Here is a 15,556-nt window from a genome sequence, read left to right as displayed (position 1 = left end):
TGATACGCCCATACCGCGTATGCGATAATCTCGCGCGGAAAACGGAAGCCTTTCAGGCGTGGCATATCGGATGGTATTTTCATCCCCGCCGCCTAATCGAAAACGAGACCTCGAACAACTTGGCAATGCCGTTGCAGTTGATCTGTGCAACACGGCCCTGCCCAAGCATCAATAATCGGTCGGTTTTCGTGGACTGGCGCGACTACGAGGGTAATTATGGGTCCGAGCAGGTGAACTACTAGGCCGTTGCGATGCCGTCAGCTGAAGGCATCCAACGCATCATGTCTTTTCGTGCGCGGTCACGTTCGGAATTCGTGGTGTCTCATCCGGGGTTTGTGCTCTTGGAGCTTGCACTGCGCCAAAATACGGTATATTTTGACGGTATAATAAAGGAGTGTAATCGTATGGTAGCTGCGACGAAGCGCAAGACGTCCCTGACGCTTGATGTCGAGGCGCTTGAGGGCGCAAAGGAACTTGGGATCAACGTCTCCGCAGTGGCGGAGACGGCACTCATCAAGGCCGTTGCCGACTCTCGACGCAACAAGTGGCTCACTGAGAACTCAGGCACATTTGCGGCCCAATCGGATTGGCACGAGCGTCATGGACACCCGCTGGCGGACATCATTACGGCGCCCGGCGGATCGTCATGGACACCCTGACTCGCTTTGATGTCGCGGAGTACAATGGCGTTTCCATGGTCGTTGTCGAAAGCGACCTTCTGCCGCCCGATGCTTCCATAGTCGTCATCCCACTTCTCTCCGGCTACCCTGCGGTGCGGCACCTCAACCCTGAACTCCAGCACGACGGCAGACGCCTGGTGCTTGCGACACGACTGATTGCGGCTGTGCGACGGTCGAGCTTGCGCCGAACAGGGAGCGTTGCGGACCAAGGTGACCTGATTACTCGGGCGGTAGATATCCTGATGGTCGGCGTATAGCTCGAAGAACCAACATGATTTTCGGACATCGCCTCGTGAACCGTTTACCGTGGTCGGGATTATGAAAAGTGGGTCCCAAAGAATTGCAGTCGCGTAGAATTTCCTGCACCCTCGCACGGCAAATCGATCACTGGCCCTCCCATGCATAAGTCGGAAACCATATGCTTTCTCCCAAGATCCAGACCCTTTTGGATGCTCTGCCACAGAACCCCGACGCGACAGGCGCGCGCCATGCATTGAAACGGGTCGCTCTTTCTCTCATTGCCGAGCCGGAACAGGCGGTCGCGGTGGTTGAAGCCACTGGCCGTCTCGAGACACGCCGTAATCACGATGAGCGGCTTGTCTTGCTCCTGTCATCCACTCTGGATGAGGCTCGCATGGCGCGGGAAAACGGCAAGACGGTAGGCGCAAGCTTCATCGATCAACTCGAGGACAGGATTCAGGCGCTCAAGGCACGAGATGCCCTCACCGATCCAGGGCGCCTGTTGCTGGCGTCTTGTTGGGTTCGGGCCGGCCTGCCTTCCCCGGATGCCCTGGCTGGCGAGTTTTCTATGCCAGACGACATGGGGGAAGAGCTGGACCTCTCTGATGCGCCTGACCTTGAGCCGCTCATCGACAAGTTGCTGGAGGAGGTTTCAGGCGATCAGATGGACAGCATCTCAACCCTCCATTCCGGTTTTTCAGAATTGATGGCCACCTTCCCTGCCCCCGTCAGGCAAGCCGTTGTTCGGCAGGTCGTGTCGCGCCCGAAGACTGTCTTGGAAGAGCTTGGCTGCGCCTTGTTGCTCGATGGCAGGGCCGAAATACGTCGAGGCGCGATCGATGGCCTGGCGGATCGGCTGGCCGCCAATGCGATGACATCGGACATGATCGGGCGACTGACCGTCATGCGCAGCTGGATCGCAGATGACGATACGCGTACGCGGATCGACGCAATTGTCCGGAATGCCCTGCGCCAGGAAACCGATCACGCGACATCCAGAACCGCACCAAAGGTGCATCGGGCGCTCACGAGCCTGGTGGATGGCACCGGCGCCCAGAGCATGACCATCGCACTCCAGGCCGACGGCACGCGCAGCGTCGCCGTGGTGTTGATCAAACAAGGGTTCGGACTCAAGGATGCCTATCTGGTCCCCTGCTCGAGTGCCAGCGAACAACGCCGACTGATCGACATGATTGCTTCCGAGGTGGAGATACGCGACGTGCCGGTCGACTACATCGCAGAGGTGATCGCGATCGGCCTCTCGGATGGCTTGCAGACCGGACATCCGCCCGCCGCTGGTCTTGCCGGCGTTGTCCAGGCCCTGGGCTGGTCCGAGTTGCGTCCGCGATCGGCATCGGTTTACGACATTGCCGCCCTGGCTGATCCGCAGGAAAAGATTCCGGCAATGTCTGCGCAGGCGCGCGGCCGGATGATCAATGCCAGTTCCGAGTGGGAAACGCACTTCCCGATGATTTCAGAAAGCTGGTTTGAAGACAGTGATGCCTTCACGACGGCGATCGAAGCTTCGAAGACGCCTGCCGCGCTGAAACGCGACCTGTGGCAGACGCTTGACGCCCGCAGATCACATTGGGCGCGCGTGATCGCACGCATGGCCCATTTGCTTCATGCCGCCGGCGACCCAAAAGCACTGCAATTTGTCGCCGTCGCCATGGCCCTCGAAGAGGGGCGGGCATTGAAGAAGACCCCGATCATGGAGATGATCTTCGATCAGTCCTTCCAGGTTTGGCTGCATGAAAATGTCCTGGGGAATGCAGCCCCGTACGCCGATGACCATGTTCCTTTTGAAGTCGCCAGCGGCCCGGCACCAGCGGTCATGACAATGCCCGACATCCGTCCGGAAAAATCTGGCGAACTGGGCAAGCTGCTCAAACCGGCCGGACTGACTGAATGGTGGGTCGATGGCTACATGATGGGCGTTTGCACTGCGCCCAAGTTCGTGCCCCCAGGGGCCTGGGCTCAGGTCCTGCTGAACATCATCGGGCCCGAGATCAAAAGCGACAAGGCGCTTCAGCGAATTCTGGATCTGCTGATGCTTCGCTACAATGGTGCCCTGACAATTCTTCGCACGCCCGTCGGGGTCGCATTGATCCCCGAGGAGGAGACGCTGATCTCGACCTGGGCAGACGGATACCTGACGGCCTGGGACGGAAATCTGGAGTATTGGCCCAAGCCAAAGCTTGGCAAGCACGACAAGAGCGCCCGCGAACTTCTGGAGAATGCGGCGTCCTGGCAGGCTGATGGTGATCGCTTCAGGAAAACGATTCCAATCTGGCTCCGCCAGAGGTTTGTCGCCCAAGCGCAGGCTTCTTGACGTGTTGTCAGCTCGCATTCGAGCAGCTGTAACGTCCATTTGTTCCGGCGGAACGGTCGGATATCACCGCCCTCGAGGGGCCGGTTCAAGAATGCCTGTACCCTCTCGTCGATCTCCTCGCACAGCCGTGAGACCTGGCTCTTGGAGGTGCCCGTCAGTCCCATGGCGCGCACCAGATCGTCGACAGCCCGCGTGGAGATCCCGTGGATATAGGCTTCCTGTATCACGGCCATCAGCGCCTTCTCGGCTGTCCGGCGCGGCTCCAGGAACGTGGGGAAATAGCTGCCCTTGCGCAGCTTGGGGATGTTCAGGCCGATGGTGCCTGCCCGGGTATCCCATTGCCGCGGTCGGTAGCCGTTGCGATGGTTCTCCCGGTCCGGGCTGCGCTCGCCGTGCCCGGCACCGCAGACAGCAGCCACTTCGATGTCCATCAGACGCTGTGCAGCATCCTGGATCAGCTCGCGCAGAAAATCGGCATCATCGCTCTTGGCGATCACGCTCGGAAGGTCAATCATGGTCTCGGTCATCGTGCTCTCCTTCGTTGTCATCGGTCTTTGAACAACCTCAGACTACGAAGAAGCGCGGTGGCCGCCAGCCCGGCCGCACGCTACGCTACGCCAAAAGGCTCCGCGTGCGGCCTCTTACACCACCCGGTGGGGCACTACCCCATGTCAGGGCCACCGGCGAGGTAGACGGTGCCGATTGGAACAGTTCCACTCCGCGTTGAGCAAAAGGCTCCAGATCCTTTCGCGGCTCCAACCAAAGGCGGTTCAGTACAGTTCTGGTCTTCTTCCTAGCCGCAGGCCCTGAATGAACCCGCCCACACCGCATCCCAGACCGCCCATGCGCTCGACGAGCTGCAGCTTTATGGCTTCCGTCCCTTTGATGAGCCCGATCCCCGCCCAATGCCCGATGGGCAGCGCCTCGCGGTCACCCTCGCAGACATTTTCGATGCCCTCGTCGCGACCCTGGAAGACACCCGCATGGAACCCGACCTCGAAGAGGTGCTCTGGGGTCAGGTCAACCTCTTCCACCGCGCCACGGCGAGGGTTGAGCGGTCGCTCGATGAAAACGAACAGGCGCAGCGCCGCCTCCAGCGCGAGCAGGACGGCTCCGAGGTGAAATCCACCGAACTCGAACGCCTGACGGTCGAAGGCCTCACCCTGATCGAACGTCGGAACTGCATGGACATGATGTGGGATCACGCCGCCACCGAGTTCGTCCATCACACGGGATCGACCTGGCGCCCCCGCACTGGCTCGATGGTGAACCGCCAGCACATGACCGCGGCGCTCATTGACAGCCGCGACTTCCTCGCCGCCAAGCGCCGCGCAGAGACCGAGGTGATGCTTCCCGTAGGCCGCAAGGTTGCCCTCACCGGCGGGACCGACTTCAACGATCACCGCCTGATTTGGGGCAAGCTCGATCAGGTCCGGACCAAGTATCCCGACATGGTCCTTCTGCACGGTGGAAGCCCGAAGGGCGCAGAACTCATCGCCGCCAAATGGGCCGAGGCGAGGGGCGTGACGCAGGTGGCCTTCAAGCCCGATTGGACCAAGCATGCCAAAGCCGCCCCCTTCAAGCGCAACGACGCGATGCTGGATGTGCTCCCCGTGGGTGTTCTCGTCTTCCCGGGCACCGGCATCCAGGAGAACCTCGCCGACAAGGCCAAAAAGCTCGGCATCCCGGTCATGAAGTTCGAGAAGGGGGCGTGAGCCCCCTTCCTCCCTCGCGGGGAAATCAAGGTGGCAGGGCATGCGTCCACTTGATATTATGGAAGAAAGCCTGCTGGATCACGATATGTTTGATAGCGTCAACCAACTGGAGATCTTCCCCACCGACCTGCAGATGCGGCGGATCGATCCGGCGCGCAACATGCGCCGCTTTTATCGCATGAGCATTCAGCCTGATCTGTTCGGCGGTGCAAGCCTTGTGCGTGAATGGGGGCGCATTGGCGCGCGCGGGCAGATGCTGAGCGAGCCGCATGCCGATGAAGGGCAGGCCGTCACCGCGCTGATGAAACTCGCGCGCGTGAAACAGCGGCGGGGATATGCATGACACGCCAGCCTATACGGCGCGAAACCAGCGTAAGGGGAGGGAGATGACACTCGACACGGACAAGATCGACGACGCAGCCCTCGCGATCCTCAGCCTGACGCTGCATGACGGTGATCGGGTCTGGAAAGGGGTCGATTGGAACATCACAGACCGGCTTTTTGAGAAAGGCCTGATCTATGATCCGAAAAACAAGACGAAATCACTGAGCCTGACGCCAGAGGGGATCGAACATGCGCGGGCAATTCTCGCGCGGGAGTTCTGCAAGGCCACGTGAAAACGGGTTGGTGGTCGTCAGCTTTCAGGCAAGATCCGTCTGTGCGAAGTCATTGCCCTTGTAGATCAGCTTCAGCCGATAGGCCCGCGCGCAGGTATAGGCAAAGCAATCACCGAAGTTCAGATCAGCCGGATGTCCGACGATCTTGCCATATTCCCTTGCCGCCTGAATGGCACCGTCCCCGATGCTGCCCGTGATGTGAATATCCCGTGCTGTCAGTTCCTGCACGAACGCTGCCACCAAACCTGCGCAGGCGTCCATTAACGCGCGTGTCGGCTTCGTCTGCGTGCCAGAGCGTGAGCGCGCCAAGATGACGCTGGTTTCAAACCGGGCCATGGGGGAGGTGAAGAGCTGACCTTCATGATCGCCCATCCGGCGGACCAGATCTTCATACCCCGCTTCGCGGTTCAGGATTGCCACAATCGCAGAGGCGTCGATGAACATCAGCGCGCGTCCCACATCTCATCGGTGAACCGCTTCATGTCGAAATCGGGATCGGACGGTCCCAGCTCATCGGCGCGCTGCAGCAATGGTTCCAGCCGATCGAGCAGCGGCTTGCGCGCCTGCTCGACGGCAAGCTGCGCCGTCAGCGCCATGCGCACAGCCTCCGTCTTGGTCTTGGCGTCGCTCAGTTTCATGAAGCGCGTTGCCAGATCGTCGACCTTGTCATCACGGATGTAGAGGGGCATTGTCTGTCTCATCACTGATCAGCGCATATCCAATGATGCGCCTTCATCAGTCACATGTATATCCCGCCGCAACAGGGCACAGTTTGCAACCTGCTTGTGACTGGCGGCTGTCGGAACCTCGTGGACGTTCGGTGGTTCTGTGCGTATTCTGGAACATCCGCCCACCCATTCCGACAACATGCGCCCACCTGTTCCGGGCTATCCGCCCACCAGTGACGCGTTGCCGTGAGGCAGCGTGTTTCGGGTATCAGGTTTGAGGCATTTCGTCATCCATTTTGGCGATGGTTTTGCGCATGGACGCGCCCTCGAGTTCGAGACGGTGCGGATTTCAGAAATACCGGACAGCGAATACGCTAATTCCCGGACAGCCGTTTCAGTAATTCCCGGACAGCTCGGGCACGGCTAATCATCTGCCTGCGATCATGTTTCGGATTGGATAGTTCCGGTGTTTTCGGCGGAGGTCAAGGTCGCGTTTCGGTCCTTTCTTCGCATGCTGTCCCCCTTGAGTTCGATGCGGTGTGCGTTGTGGACGATCCGGTCGAGGATGGCGTCCGCAATGGTGGGTTCGCCGATCATGTCGTGCCATCCGGACACGGGCAACTGGGCGGTGATGATGGTGGACCGCCGCTGATAGCGCTCCTCGAAGAGCTCGAGCAGATCGAGGCGCTGTTGGTCGGTCAGCCCATGCGTGCCCCAGTCGTCGAGAACCAGCAACTGGACGCGGGCCAGCTTGTCGACGAGACGGGGGAAGCGCCCATCGAGCCGTGCCATGGCCATGTCCTCGAAGAGCCGCGGCATTCGGACATAGGAGACATAGTGATCGAGACGGGCCGCCTGATGGCCGAAGGCGCAGGCGAGCCAGGTCTTGCCGGTGCCTGTCAAGCCAACGACAGACTGCCCGCTTTCCGGGATCTGAGGTTCGGATTTGTTATCCGTTTCATCCTCGGGCGGGACAGGTGGTGCAGGTGGTCGCGCGATCGTGTCGTGGTGGAGCCGCGCATCTGACGATTGTTCAATGTGACGGAACGCTGGCAAAGATCCCCGCCTGGATGACCGAGGAGGGAGCGGGAGAGGCGGTGGTCGTTCGCGATCCTGCGCTTTCGGTTGCGGCGCTCCTTGAGGCCCGCGCAATAGTGGATCGGTCTTTACGCTTGCCTGGCGGGGAATCATCCCCGGACAGCGGAGGCGAGAATGACAGCGACCAAACCTCTTCAACTGCATCTGTTCGATGCCACCCCCGATCCCCTAACGATCCCGCCGGACCGTCGACGGCGTCTTCTGACGCTCACAGGAACGCTTCTGAGCCAAGCCGCGCGCGACGTGGCGGACATGGAAGACCCGTCTGCGGCGAGTTAACGTGACAACACCCCTGATCGGGCCCTTTATGACCGGACCGATGTTGGTGGCCTCAAACTTTACCGGCCACCCCTGTTTGCACCTGCGGGCGGGCTTTGAGCAACTGGGCACCCGCGGTCCCGCCTCGCTTGGCGCGGGCAAGCTGACCACCGGTGACGCCGACGACAGCGGCGAAACCCACCGCGTGCCACAGGGCATTTCGCTTTGGGGTCGGCTTTATGAAGAGGGCACGATCTTGAACCTCGGACAAGCACTGGAAGCCAAGCTGGGCGTTGCTGCCGAACGTCCCATCCTACCGGAATAACGCACATTCAATGACCCCGAACGGGGCGGATAAACAGCGGGCCAATGCGTCCGCGACCATCAAGGAGACCACCGTGAAAAGAAGGCATTTCCTGCAATCCACCTCTGCCCTGCTGGGCGGGACGCTGCTGTCCTCTGTCGCACTGCCGGCGTTGGCGCTGTCCGAGCCGGTCAAGGGCGGCACCCTGATCTGGGGCCATTCTGAGACCACGCAGAACCTCGACATTCATCAGACCGGCACCGCATCTACCGGGCGCGTGTTGGAGAATGTGCACGACTCCATCGTTACCGTGGACAAGGATTTAAAGGTCATCCCGAACCTGGCGGAGAGTTACGATATCAGCGAAGACGGCACCGTCTATACCTTCAAACTGCGTAATGATGTCGTCTTTCACAACGGCAAGACGATGACCTCGGAAGACGTGAAATATTCGTTTGAGCGCTGCAAGGATCCGGCCACCGGGGCGGTCAACTTTGAAGTCTTCAACAATGTCGCCGGCATCGAGACGCCGGATGACACGACCGTGGTCGTCACGCTCGATAAGGTCAACGCGCCCTTCATCTTCCGCCTCGCCGAGAACGTCGCGGGGGTTGTCATGCCTGCGGGCAGCGGCGATGAGCAGGGCAACACACCGATTGGCTGTGGCCCGTTTAAATTCGTGCGCCGCGAGTTCGGCAATGAAGTGGAATTGGCTCGTTTTGATGACTACTGGGGCGGGCCGGCGCACCTTGATAAAATCATCGCGCGTGAGATCACAGAGCCTACCGTGCGCCTGACCGGTTTGCGCACCGGCGAGTTGCATATGATCAACGACATCCCAGCCGACCGCATCACCGAGATTGAGGCCGTGGAGGGGCTGCAAGTGGTGTCTTGGTTCCCGCTGAACTGGGACTTCGTGAACTTCAACCACGACTTCGAGCCATTCAAAGACCCAAAGGTGCGCGAGGCGTTTGACTATATGATCGACAAGGAAGCGCTGCTGGAAGGCGCGCTTTGGGGGCAGGGCAAAGTGACGGCTTCGCCCAGCTACCCAACCTCGGCTTCCTACGACCACGATCTGCAGCAGCGCCCGCAGGACATTGAAAAGGCCAAGGCCCTGTTGGCCGAAGCGGGCTATGGGCCGGGTGAATTGTCGGTCGTGTTTAAGGCGACGACCAACTACCCCTACCATATTGAGGCGGCGCAGATCATGCTGGAATGGTTCCGCATGGCCGGGGTCGACGCCACCATCGAGCAGCTCACATGGTCGGATTGGCTTAGCCAGGTCTGGGTCGACAAGGATTTCCAGATCTCCATGATGAACTTCTTCACCCTATGGGAGCCGGATTTCCTTTATTATTCGATGTGGAACACCGAAGGGGCGTTCAACTACCGGAAGATTTCGCACCCCAAGGTGGACGAACTTTGGCAACGGCGCCCCTTTCACCGCCGGACGACCAACGCTGCGTGCCGTGCGTTGTGGAGGCGGGGCGAAGAGGTTGGCGTCGAGCCGGAGCCGGCTGATGAGAGTTGCCCGGTTTGTGATGGCATGAGCCAGCTCATGAACGGCAAAGCTGCTGTCACCCACGAAGATGATATCGCGGTCGGGCAACCAGCGGCAGAGCTGGCGCGCCCCCTGGCGGGCCCAGTCGGTCAGCAGCTTGTGCCTGCGGCCACGCTGTCGATCGGAGCGCTCCGATGGCGCCAGCAGGGTCAAGACCGGCAGGGCCTTCACGACGCCTGCCCACGGGACCGGCGTCAGCACCATGAAGCTCAGCCAGCGCAAGCCGCTGGCCTTGACGAAGTGGCCATGACTGGAGCGGACGGGATCGCGATAGATGCCGCGCGCCGTGATCTTCCGTCCCCACCGGCGTTCGATGGTGTCGTCCATTCCGATGACCACCGGCCCCTCGGGCACAAGGCGATCGATGATCATGATCAGCAGGCGGCGCGCCACCGCGTGAGTATCCCAGCGGGCACGGTTGAGGATCTGGTGATAGCTCGAGAAATTGCTTGCCGCGGCGCGCCCCGTCATTCGCAGACAGGCGCTGACGGTGCGCTTGCCCGGCGCGAGGACGGCTCCCATCACCAGAACGAGCACATGCTCCCAGCCGGGGGCCGTGAAGTACGCGCGCAGCGGGTGCAGCCAATGACGCAGGATCCGGGGAACCGGATCGCCCGGAGGTGGTGGGGACGTGCGATGATGTTGCATCCCATGTTTCGAATCCCTCGCCGCTGACCATGCAAGTCAGCGGCCCGCGGCAAAGCGACTCACTCACCTTGCGGTGCTCCATTGTATGATTGGCACATGAAGTATGACGACATCGCCGCCCGCATCGAAGCCTTCGACGACGCCAATGGTGGCGGCGTCGGCTATTATGAAGATAAGGGCGCTTACCATCTCTACCTGCTGGCAACCGATGCGCCGATTGCCCGATTGAAACCAACCGGCAACGGCGATGAGATCCGTCTCGAATACTGGTCACACAGGCGCAGATGGGAGGACGTCGATGACATGGGCGGTGTCGTGTTGCCCCTCGACGAGGCGCTGGAGTTCATAGCCAACGAGGGCGTCTTCTGGACTTGGACCTGACCCAAAAATGTACAAAGTCGAGCTCAAGCACCAAAGCGATGGCCAAAAGCCGCCGCGATATGCGGCCGTCCTTCACACGCCCCGATTGTCTGCGCAAATCCGACGCCGCCGCGTCATCACGTGTAATCCTCACCGTCATTCCAACCTCCAAATCGGCTGGAGTGATTGAGTCAGACTTTTACGAAATTGGGAACCCCAAAAGAGTCAGACCGTCGAGCCGGTGGTATGATAGGGCTCTTTGCCTTCAATTGGGCCAACTTCAACGCGGTCGCCAACGCCGTGATCGGCGGGCTCGACTATGTCGCCGGGGCCCTGATCTCTTCGGTCGGCGGCGGCGGGGCAGGTGCCACCTACTTCGCCGACGAATTCGACCGCCTGATCACAGAGTTCAGCCAATACCTGAATGCGATCGGCAACAACCTGAACTGGATGACCGGCGCGATCCTGGGCGGTATAGGCCTTGTCATGTTGAGCCTGCTCGGCTTCATGACCGGCATCGTCCTCATCTTCGCCAAGATGATGCTGACCCTGATGCTCGGCCTCGCACCAATCATGATCGCTTTGTCGCTGTTCGATGCGACCAAGGATTTCTTCCACAGATGGGTCTCGACGACGATCAGCTACGCCTTCTACCCCATCGTCATCGCCGCCATGTTCTCGACAGTCGTCGGGATGGCGAATTCGCTGCTGGCCCAGCTCGGTGATCCGAACTCGGCCACCAACATCGGCTCGCTGGTGCCGTTCTTCGTGATGGTGTTCCTAGCCAAGGGTTTCGTCGCGGCGACGCCGCTGATCGTGCGGGGTATCTCTGGGAACCTGATGGTGGCCGCGGCACCCGCTGTGGTCGCGGGATCGACCGGGATCATGCGGGGGATCTTCAATACCGACGGCGTGAAGGGCAGGGCGCGGATCGGAGCGCTCACGACAGGCGAAGTGATCGGACGAGGGGCTGTCCAGGCTCCCGCCGCCGTGCGGAGCGCCGCGGCAACGGCAAGCGCACAGGTGGTCAGGATGGCTGAGAGGGCGAAGCGATTGGGGCGATAGCGGCTTACGTTGCTACTCCGTGTTCCAGCAAACTCAAACGACTGACAATCTGAGCTCTGGGATTGCGGGGAGAAATCGATCTGCAAGTCGTTGATCGCTAGTCACAAGAAGGTAATCACGTTCAACAGACTGGGCGACAATCCATAGGTCATTCTCATCAACCTGGAGCAATTGCCCAGAGGCCCGATCTTGCCAGTTTTCCAGCCATCGAGGAGTGCGACGGGACAGGTCGAGATAGTGGTCAGCCAGCCGCGCCTTGACGTCGCCGTATGCTTCGGCGGTATGGCGACCGACTTCTGCGAGCGGATACGCTGCTGCCTGAGTTAGCGTGTGACGGATATGGAAGACGTCCTGTCCGGCACGCTGGGCTGCTTCCATCCCAAAGCGCAGTTCGGCAAGAACGACGGCTGAGAGATAGACGAGGTCGCTTTGGGTAAAGGCCTGCGCCCGTCCTTGGACCGCGGCAAAGTTAGGTCGGCGCGGGTCGAACAGAACGGACACAAAATTGGTATCGAGAAGGATCTGCTCCATCAGGTAAGAAACCTGGCGAGAGCATCATTTTCGTCATCCGGCACGGGCTTGAACACATCGAGCACCCAAGCGCCATGGTTGGATGCATGATCTCGGGTCAGCCATTCGTAAAGGGGCACATATCCCTTCAGGTCTGCCGGAAGCCAGCCAGAGAAGTCATGCTGGACCGGCCGCTCACGACCTTCGAAATAGGAAAATAGCTGTCGTTCGAGGCGTGGCGGCAGATCATAACCGTCAAGCACAAGCGCATCGATCCAGACGAGCAAGCGATCAAGACGCGAGTCATAGTCATTGCCGACGAGCACGGCATGGCGCTTTTCGTCAAGAAGAGCTTCATATTCCCGCACAGCCGCACCGAGCGCAACCATATCCAGTTTGCGTGGAAGCGGCATACTGGCGAGCATGATGTTGGTGAAATCATGATCGCTCGAATGTTCAGTGACGAAAGCATTGGCGAGCGGCCCGTTTAGGATTGCAGCGAGTGCTCGTGTGTCATAGCTGCCAATGGGCCAGATCCCTGAAAACTGTTGCGATGCCCAAAGGCCACTGTCATCGGCCGAAGCTACGAGCCGCCACGGGCCCCGCGATGAACGCTGATTGTTGATCAGAACTTTTGGTTTGTCCCAAGCGCGGGTCAGCGGTCCCGGATAAAGGTTGAGGCCGGGGTCGGTGCTGAGCCACACTGGTCTCATCAAATGGAATGGCATCAGGCTGTCAGCGGGCTTGTAGAGTCCGCGCACACGCTTCGACCCCGGCTCATCGTGCACACCCGCGCGCTGCGACCGCCACTGGAGTCCACGAAAAATCTCGAAGTGATCGCCCAGTATCGGAGCATCGGCGAGGTAAGACCAGATCGCGTCTAGTTCGCCGATCCACAAATCGCCTTCCGAAGCTGGACGGATTGTCTCACGCCGAGATGTAACGACGCCGTCCACAAGAAATTGGGCTCTACCTGCGTCCGCCACCGTCTTGGAAATAAGCCGCACCGGCATGGTGGCATTTGCTAACGGTCGGCGATCAGATGCGATTAGAAGTGCGCATGGATAGGTAGCCTTTTCGAAGATGCGGTCCGGGAGCGAAACCAATTCGACTCTGGCGTAGGCGGCGGAGAGACGGCTACGAAGTTTTCGATATTTGGCCTGTTGGAGGACACCCCGTGGCAGCACAAAGCCAAGTGCCTCTGGGCGGGCATCGATCGCAGCATGGAGCGCGACCATCGCCTTTGACGGTGAAACGGCGGAGGCCTCCGGATAATCCTGTCGCTCCTCCACCGTGAAATCCTCGAACGGCGGATTGCATAGAATAAGCGTCGCGCCTTCGAGGAAAGTGCTGAGGGCGCCCACTTTGAAAAGATCGGTTGAGCGGATGTGCCAGCCATTCGCATTGGGATAATCGGCCAAGATCAGCGAAAGCGTCGCCACCTCGCATGCGAATGCGTCGAGCTCCGCACCTACCAAGCGATCAACCAGAAATTGATGGCGTCGATCGGCCGGCCAATCCGGCGGCAGTAGGTCGCGGAGTTCGCGAAGCGCAGCGACCAAGAAAATCCCCGCGCCAGCGAAAGGTTCGGCGATCCGCACTGTTTCTGGGTCACAGCGCGAAAGATCGATCTGGCTCAGCACATACTCAGCCAAGGGGCGGGGCGTGCTATGTGTCCCGAAGAGCTTGCGGGTATCGGCCGTGACGAGCGTATTCTCGTAAACGAACGCCAAGCTGTCAGACGAGATATTCCGTAGCGTGATCGACGACCGAAGGCGCGCCCACGCGGCGACAATACCGTCGGCAGTTACCGCAGCAACCTCGCTACCGAGGAGGCCAAGGCCATAATAGCCTTGGATTCCGCTAAGGACCGCACTGGCATCGTCGTGCACCCAGTCCGCAGCAGCCGGATGCTCTCGATCAATCAAGATCTTGGCGGCGAGCAAGCGGAAGGTCAGGCGGAAAGCATCCTTCTGCCTTTCTTGCTCGGCGTCAGATGGTAGAAGCAGATCGAGTACTTCCGCCATGGTCCGATGGAGCTTATGCTGGACCTCTTGCTCGATCGCCGGCAACAACCCTAGATCGATAAAATCAACTTGGATCGGACCACGCGGCAGATCGAGCGACTTGGCGCGGTGGAGTGCCTGCGGGGTCCAGCTCTCGTGGTAACGGCTAAACAGGTCGGAAAGCTGATCGACAGGTACTCGCTCAAGCAGGCGTGGCGCCTGGGCGCCAACTGCCCAAACGCCGACATCCGTACTGTCGATCGAAAAAAAGATGGGGGCGCCCAAGGCGCGATTCGCCATCACTGCGGCAGCACTGTCGGACCCGCCTTCGATGACGCCGAAGGCGGCGGACCGGAAGGATTCAGGCGTCTGGGTGAAAGCGGCCAGCGCGACCGTGCGCGTCTGTGCAGCGGAATCGAGGACGTCCGCGAAGCTATAGGCCCGGTGCAGGGCGTCGGCGCTGTAGCCCAAGCCCAAGAGCTCCCGCTCGATCGAGACAAGCACGCTCATCGGATCCGCACCGCGCGAAACAGTGGAAGCTGCCCGCTCTGATCTTGGGGCGCGAATTCCACTTCGAGCACGTCCAGATGTGGGTCAAGATGCAGAAACAAGGTATCGGGCTCATTCACACCGACACGGACTATACATTCAGAAAGGAGCTCGCCATGTTCCATGGCACGCAGTGCCAATACGCAGCCGCGCAAAGCTGGAAAGGGCACACCTGAAAGAAGGCCGTGCAGCGCGTGCAGCAGGTCCTTGTGCGCCTGCAACTCAATCCTGAACCGCTCGCGCAGAACCACAGCAATGCGCAGCAGTAAGACTGTTTGCCAACTATAGAGCGCGGGCCGACCCGGACCGCCGGCCTCGATATCGGGTGGAACGAGGTCGCGCCGATGAGACCACTCCCGTAATTGATTGGCGGTCAGTCCTGTCAATGTCTGTACCCGCCCAGCAGGGATCATGATTGGTTGCTCCTGAATGGGTATAATGCCCTCTTGCTACTTCGAAGCGGGTATGATCCCCGCTTTGTCGACACTAGACGGGTATCATACCCGTTTCAAGTTCATTCTCCTGCCAATGCCAGGCCCAGATCAAGTGAAGGACCACCGGCTGACGCCGGAGGCATCACTTGGAGGAATGTAATTCCAGGTACGGCATTGCCAAGTTGTCTGATGCTGGGCGCGGTTAGTCGGCAGCCGTGTCGTTAGGCGGTCATCTCAAGGGCGTATCCGTGCCACAGGTCAAAAGCGTCCGATCTGGTCTGGCGGTAGGTGTTAGCTGGGCATTGCCAAGTTGTCTGATGCTGGGCGCGGTTAGCCGGCAGCCGTGTCGTTAGGCGGTCATCTCAAGGGCGTATCCGTGCCACAGGTCAAAAGCGTCCGATCTGGTCTGGCGGTAGGTGTTAGCTGGCATTCGGTAGCGGCGGGGGCGGAAAACGATATTGATCTGGTCGTGGGCGGCGAGGAACCTTTGAGCCTGGCGCGGGGACTT

General features: G+C 60.1%; 17 protein-coding genes and 4 pseudogenes. 12 read left to right on the top strand and 9 right to left on the bottom strand.

The features are described 5' to 3' along the window. Nucleotides 1-83 (bottom strand): annotated as a pseudogene (locus BHD06_RS23285) (IS6 family transposase); the annotation flags it as partial. Between the two features lie 321 nt (nt 84-404). Between BHD06_RS23285 and BHD06_RS21225 the strand changes: the two are divergent. The 3 genes from BHD06_RS21225 (at nt 405) to BHD06_RS21215 (ending at nt 3,252) form a co-directional block, all read left to right on the top strand. After that, on the top strand, nt 405-659 hold the full coding sequence (locus BHD06_RS21225) for a type II toxin-antitoxin system CcdA family antitoxin (protein WP_080458955.1): 255 nt from the start codon (nt 405-407) through the stop codon (nt 657-659). After that, nucleotides 647-937 carry a CcdB family protein gene (locus BHD06_RS21220; RefSeq protein WP_080458952.1) on the top strand — a complete coding sequence of 97 codons (291 nt, stop codon included), beginning with the start codon at nt 647-649 and terminating at the stop codon, nt 935-937. Before BHD06_RS21225 ends, BHD06_RS21220 begins: the two co-directional genes overlap by 13 nt. 161 nt (nt 938-1,098) lie before the next feature. Beyond that, on the top strand, nt 1,099-3,252 hold the full coding sequence (locus BHD06_RS21215; protein WP_080458951.1) for a UPF0149 family protein: 2,154 nt from the start codon (nt 1,099-1,101) through the stop codon (nt 3,250-3,252). Nucleotides 3,253-3,320: 68 nt separating this feature from the next. Here the strand turns inward: BHD06_RS21215 and BHD06_RS23280 are convergent. After that, a pseudogene (locus tag BHD06_RS23280) lies at nt 3,321-3,779 on the bottom strand (transposase); the annotation flags it as partial. A 279-nt stretch (nt 3,780-4,058) separates the two neighbouring features. On the opposite strand from BHD06_RS23280, the gene BHD06_RS21200 reads away from it, so the two are divergent. The 3 genes from BHD06_RS21200 to BHD06_RS21190 all read left to right on the top strand — a co-directional run bounded on the left by BHD06_RS21200 (nt 4,059) and on the right by BHD06_RS21190 (nt 5,584). Next, a complete protein-coding gene (locus BHD06_RS21200; RefSeq protein ID WP_080458948.1) occupies nt 4,059-4,967 on the top strand; it encodes a DUF2493 domain-containing protein in 909 nt (302 codons plus the stop codon). A gap of 85 nt (nt 4,968-5,052) precedes the next feature. Next, entirely contained in the window at nt 5,053-5,310 is a 258-nt protein-coding gene (locus BHD06_RS21195; RefSeq protein WP_080458953.1) for a WGR domain-containing protein, read from the top strand. 43 nt (nt 5,311-5,353) lie between these two features. Further along, the gene (locus BHD06_RS21190; protein WP_080458954.1) at nt 5,354-5,584 is read left to right on the top strand and encodes a DUF6429 family protein; all 231 of its coding nucleotides are present in this window, start codon (nt 5,354-5,356) and stop codon (nt 5,582-5,584) included. A 24-nt stretch (nt 5,585-5,608) separates the two neighbouring features. Here BHD06_RS21190 and BHD06_RS21185 read toward each other — a convergent pair whose 3' ends face one another. The 3 genes from BHD06_RS21185 to BHD06_RS21175 form a co-directional block, all read right to left on the bottom strand. Further along, a complete protein-coding gene (locus BHD06_RS21185; protein ID WP_080458947.1) occupies nt 5,609-6,028 on the bottom strand; it encodes a type II toxin-antitoxin system VapC family toxin in 420 nt (139 codons plus the stop codon). Beyond that, entirely contained in the window at nt 6,028-6,273 is a 246-nt protein-coding gene (locus BHD06_RS21180; RefSeq protein WP_080458946.1) for a type II toxin-antitoxin system VapB family antitoxin, read from the bottom strand. The genes BHD06_RS21185 and BHD06_RS21180 overlap by 1 nt, the downstream gene beginning before the upstream one ends. 420 nt (nt 6,274-6,693) lie before the next feature. Then, nucleotides 6,694-7,251, bottom strand: a complete 558-nt coding sequence (locus tag BHD06_RS21175; RefSeq protein ID WP_376764870.1) for an ATP-binding protein — start codon at nt 7,249-7,251, stop codon at nt 6,694-6,696. Between BHD06_RS21175 and BHD06_RS24865 the strand changes: the two are divergent. From BHD06_RS24865 to BHD06_RS24860, 4 genes and pseudogenes are all read left to right on the top strand, one after another. Further along, nucleotides 7,230-7,352, top strand: a pseudogene (locus BHD06_RS24865) (hypothetical protein); the annotation flags it as partial. The gene BHD06_RS21175 and the pseudogene BHD06_RS24865 sit on opposite strands and share 22 nt — an antisense overlap. 112 nt (nt 7,353-7,464) lie before the next feature. Continuing rightward, nucleotides 7,465-7,629: a hypothetical protein gene (locus BHD06_RS23915; protein ID WP_176214442.1), complete on the top strand. Its 165-nt coding sequence runs from the start codon at nt 7,465-7,467 to the stop codon at nt 7,627-7,629. A gap of 1 nt (nt 7,630) precedes the next feature. Beyond that, nucleotides 7,631-7,933, top strand: coding sequence for a hypothetical protein (locus BHD06_RS21170; RefSeq protein WP_176214441.1), 303 nt, complete (start codon nt 7,631-7,633; stop codon nt 7,931-7,933). Between the two features lie 10 nt (nt 7,934-7,943). Beyond that, nucleotides 7,944-9,281 (top strand): annotated as a pseudogene (locus tag BHD06_RS24860) (ABC transporter substrate-binding protein); the annotation flags it as partial. On the opposite strand, the gene BHD06_RS24855 reads toward BHD06_RS24860, so the two are convergent. Continuing rightward, nucleotides 9,246-9,998, bottom strand: a complete 753-nt coding sequence (locus tag BHD06_RS24855) for a transposase (RefSeq protein ID WP_376764869.1) — start codon at nt 9,996-9,998, stop codon at nt 9,246-9,248. The pseudogene BHD06_RS24860 and the gene BHD06_RS24855 overlap by 36 nt on opposite strands. 222 nt (nt 9,999-10,220) lie before the next feature. Here BHD06_RS24855 and BHD06_RS21160 point away from each other — a divergent pair, with 222 nt between their 5' ends. Then, nucleotides 10,221-10,505, top strand: a complete 285-nt coding sequence (locus BHD06_RS21160; RefSeq protein ID WP_080458943.1) for a hypothetical protein — start codon at nt 10,221-10,223, stop codon at nt 10,503-10,505. A 225-nt stretch (nt 10,506-10,730) separates the two neighbouring features. Further along, a complete protein-coding gene (locus BHD06_RS21155; RefSeq protein WP_254892551.1) occupies nt 10,731-11,549 on the top strand; it encodes a type IV secretion system protein in 819 nt (272 codons plus the stop codon). A 33-nt stretch (nt 11,550-11,582) separates the two neighbouring features. Here BHD06_RS21155 and BHD06_RS21150 read toward each other — a convergent pair whose 3' ends face one another. From BHD06_RS21150 to BHD06_RS23275, 3 genes are read right to left on the bottom strand one after another with little or no spacing between them, the layout of a single operon-like run. After that, nucleotides 11,583-12,080, bottom strand: coding sequence for a PIN domain-containing protein (locus BHD06_RS21150; protein ID WP_080458942.1), 498 nt, complete (start codon nt 12,078-12,080; stop codon nt 11,583-11,585). Then, a complete protein-coding gene (locus BHD06_RS21145; RefSeq protein WP_080458941.1) occupies nt 12,080-14,575 on the bottom strand; it encodes a DNA methyltransferase in 2,496 nt (831 codons plus the stop codon). The genes BHD06_RS21150 and BHD06_RS21145 overlap by 1 nt, the downstream gene beginning before the upstream one ends. Further along, on the bottom strand, nt 14,572-15,027 hold the full coding sequence (locus BHD06_RS23275; RefSeq protein WP_139784828.1) for a MerR family transcriptional regulator: 456 nt from the start codon (nt 15,025-15,027) through the stop codon (nt 14,572-14,574). Before BHD06_RS23275 ends, BHD06_RS21145 begins: the two co-directional genes overlap by 4 nt. Nucleotides 15,028-15,556 lie beyond the last annotated feature (529 nt).

The sequence above is a fragment of the Roseovarius sp. A-2 genome (assembly GCF_002072155.1).
Lineage (GTDB): Bacteria > Pseudomonadota > Alphaproteobacteria > Rhodobacterales > Rhodobacteraceae > Roseovarius.
This window is presented reverse-complemented; position numbering and strand designations above follow the sequence as displayed.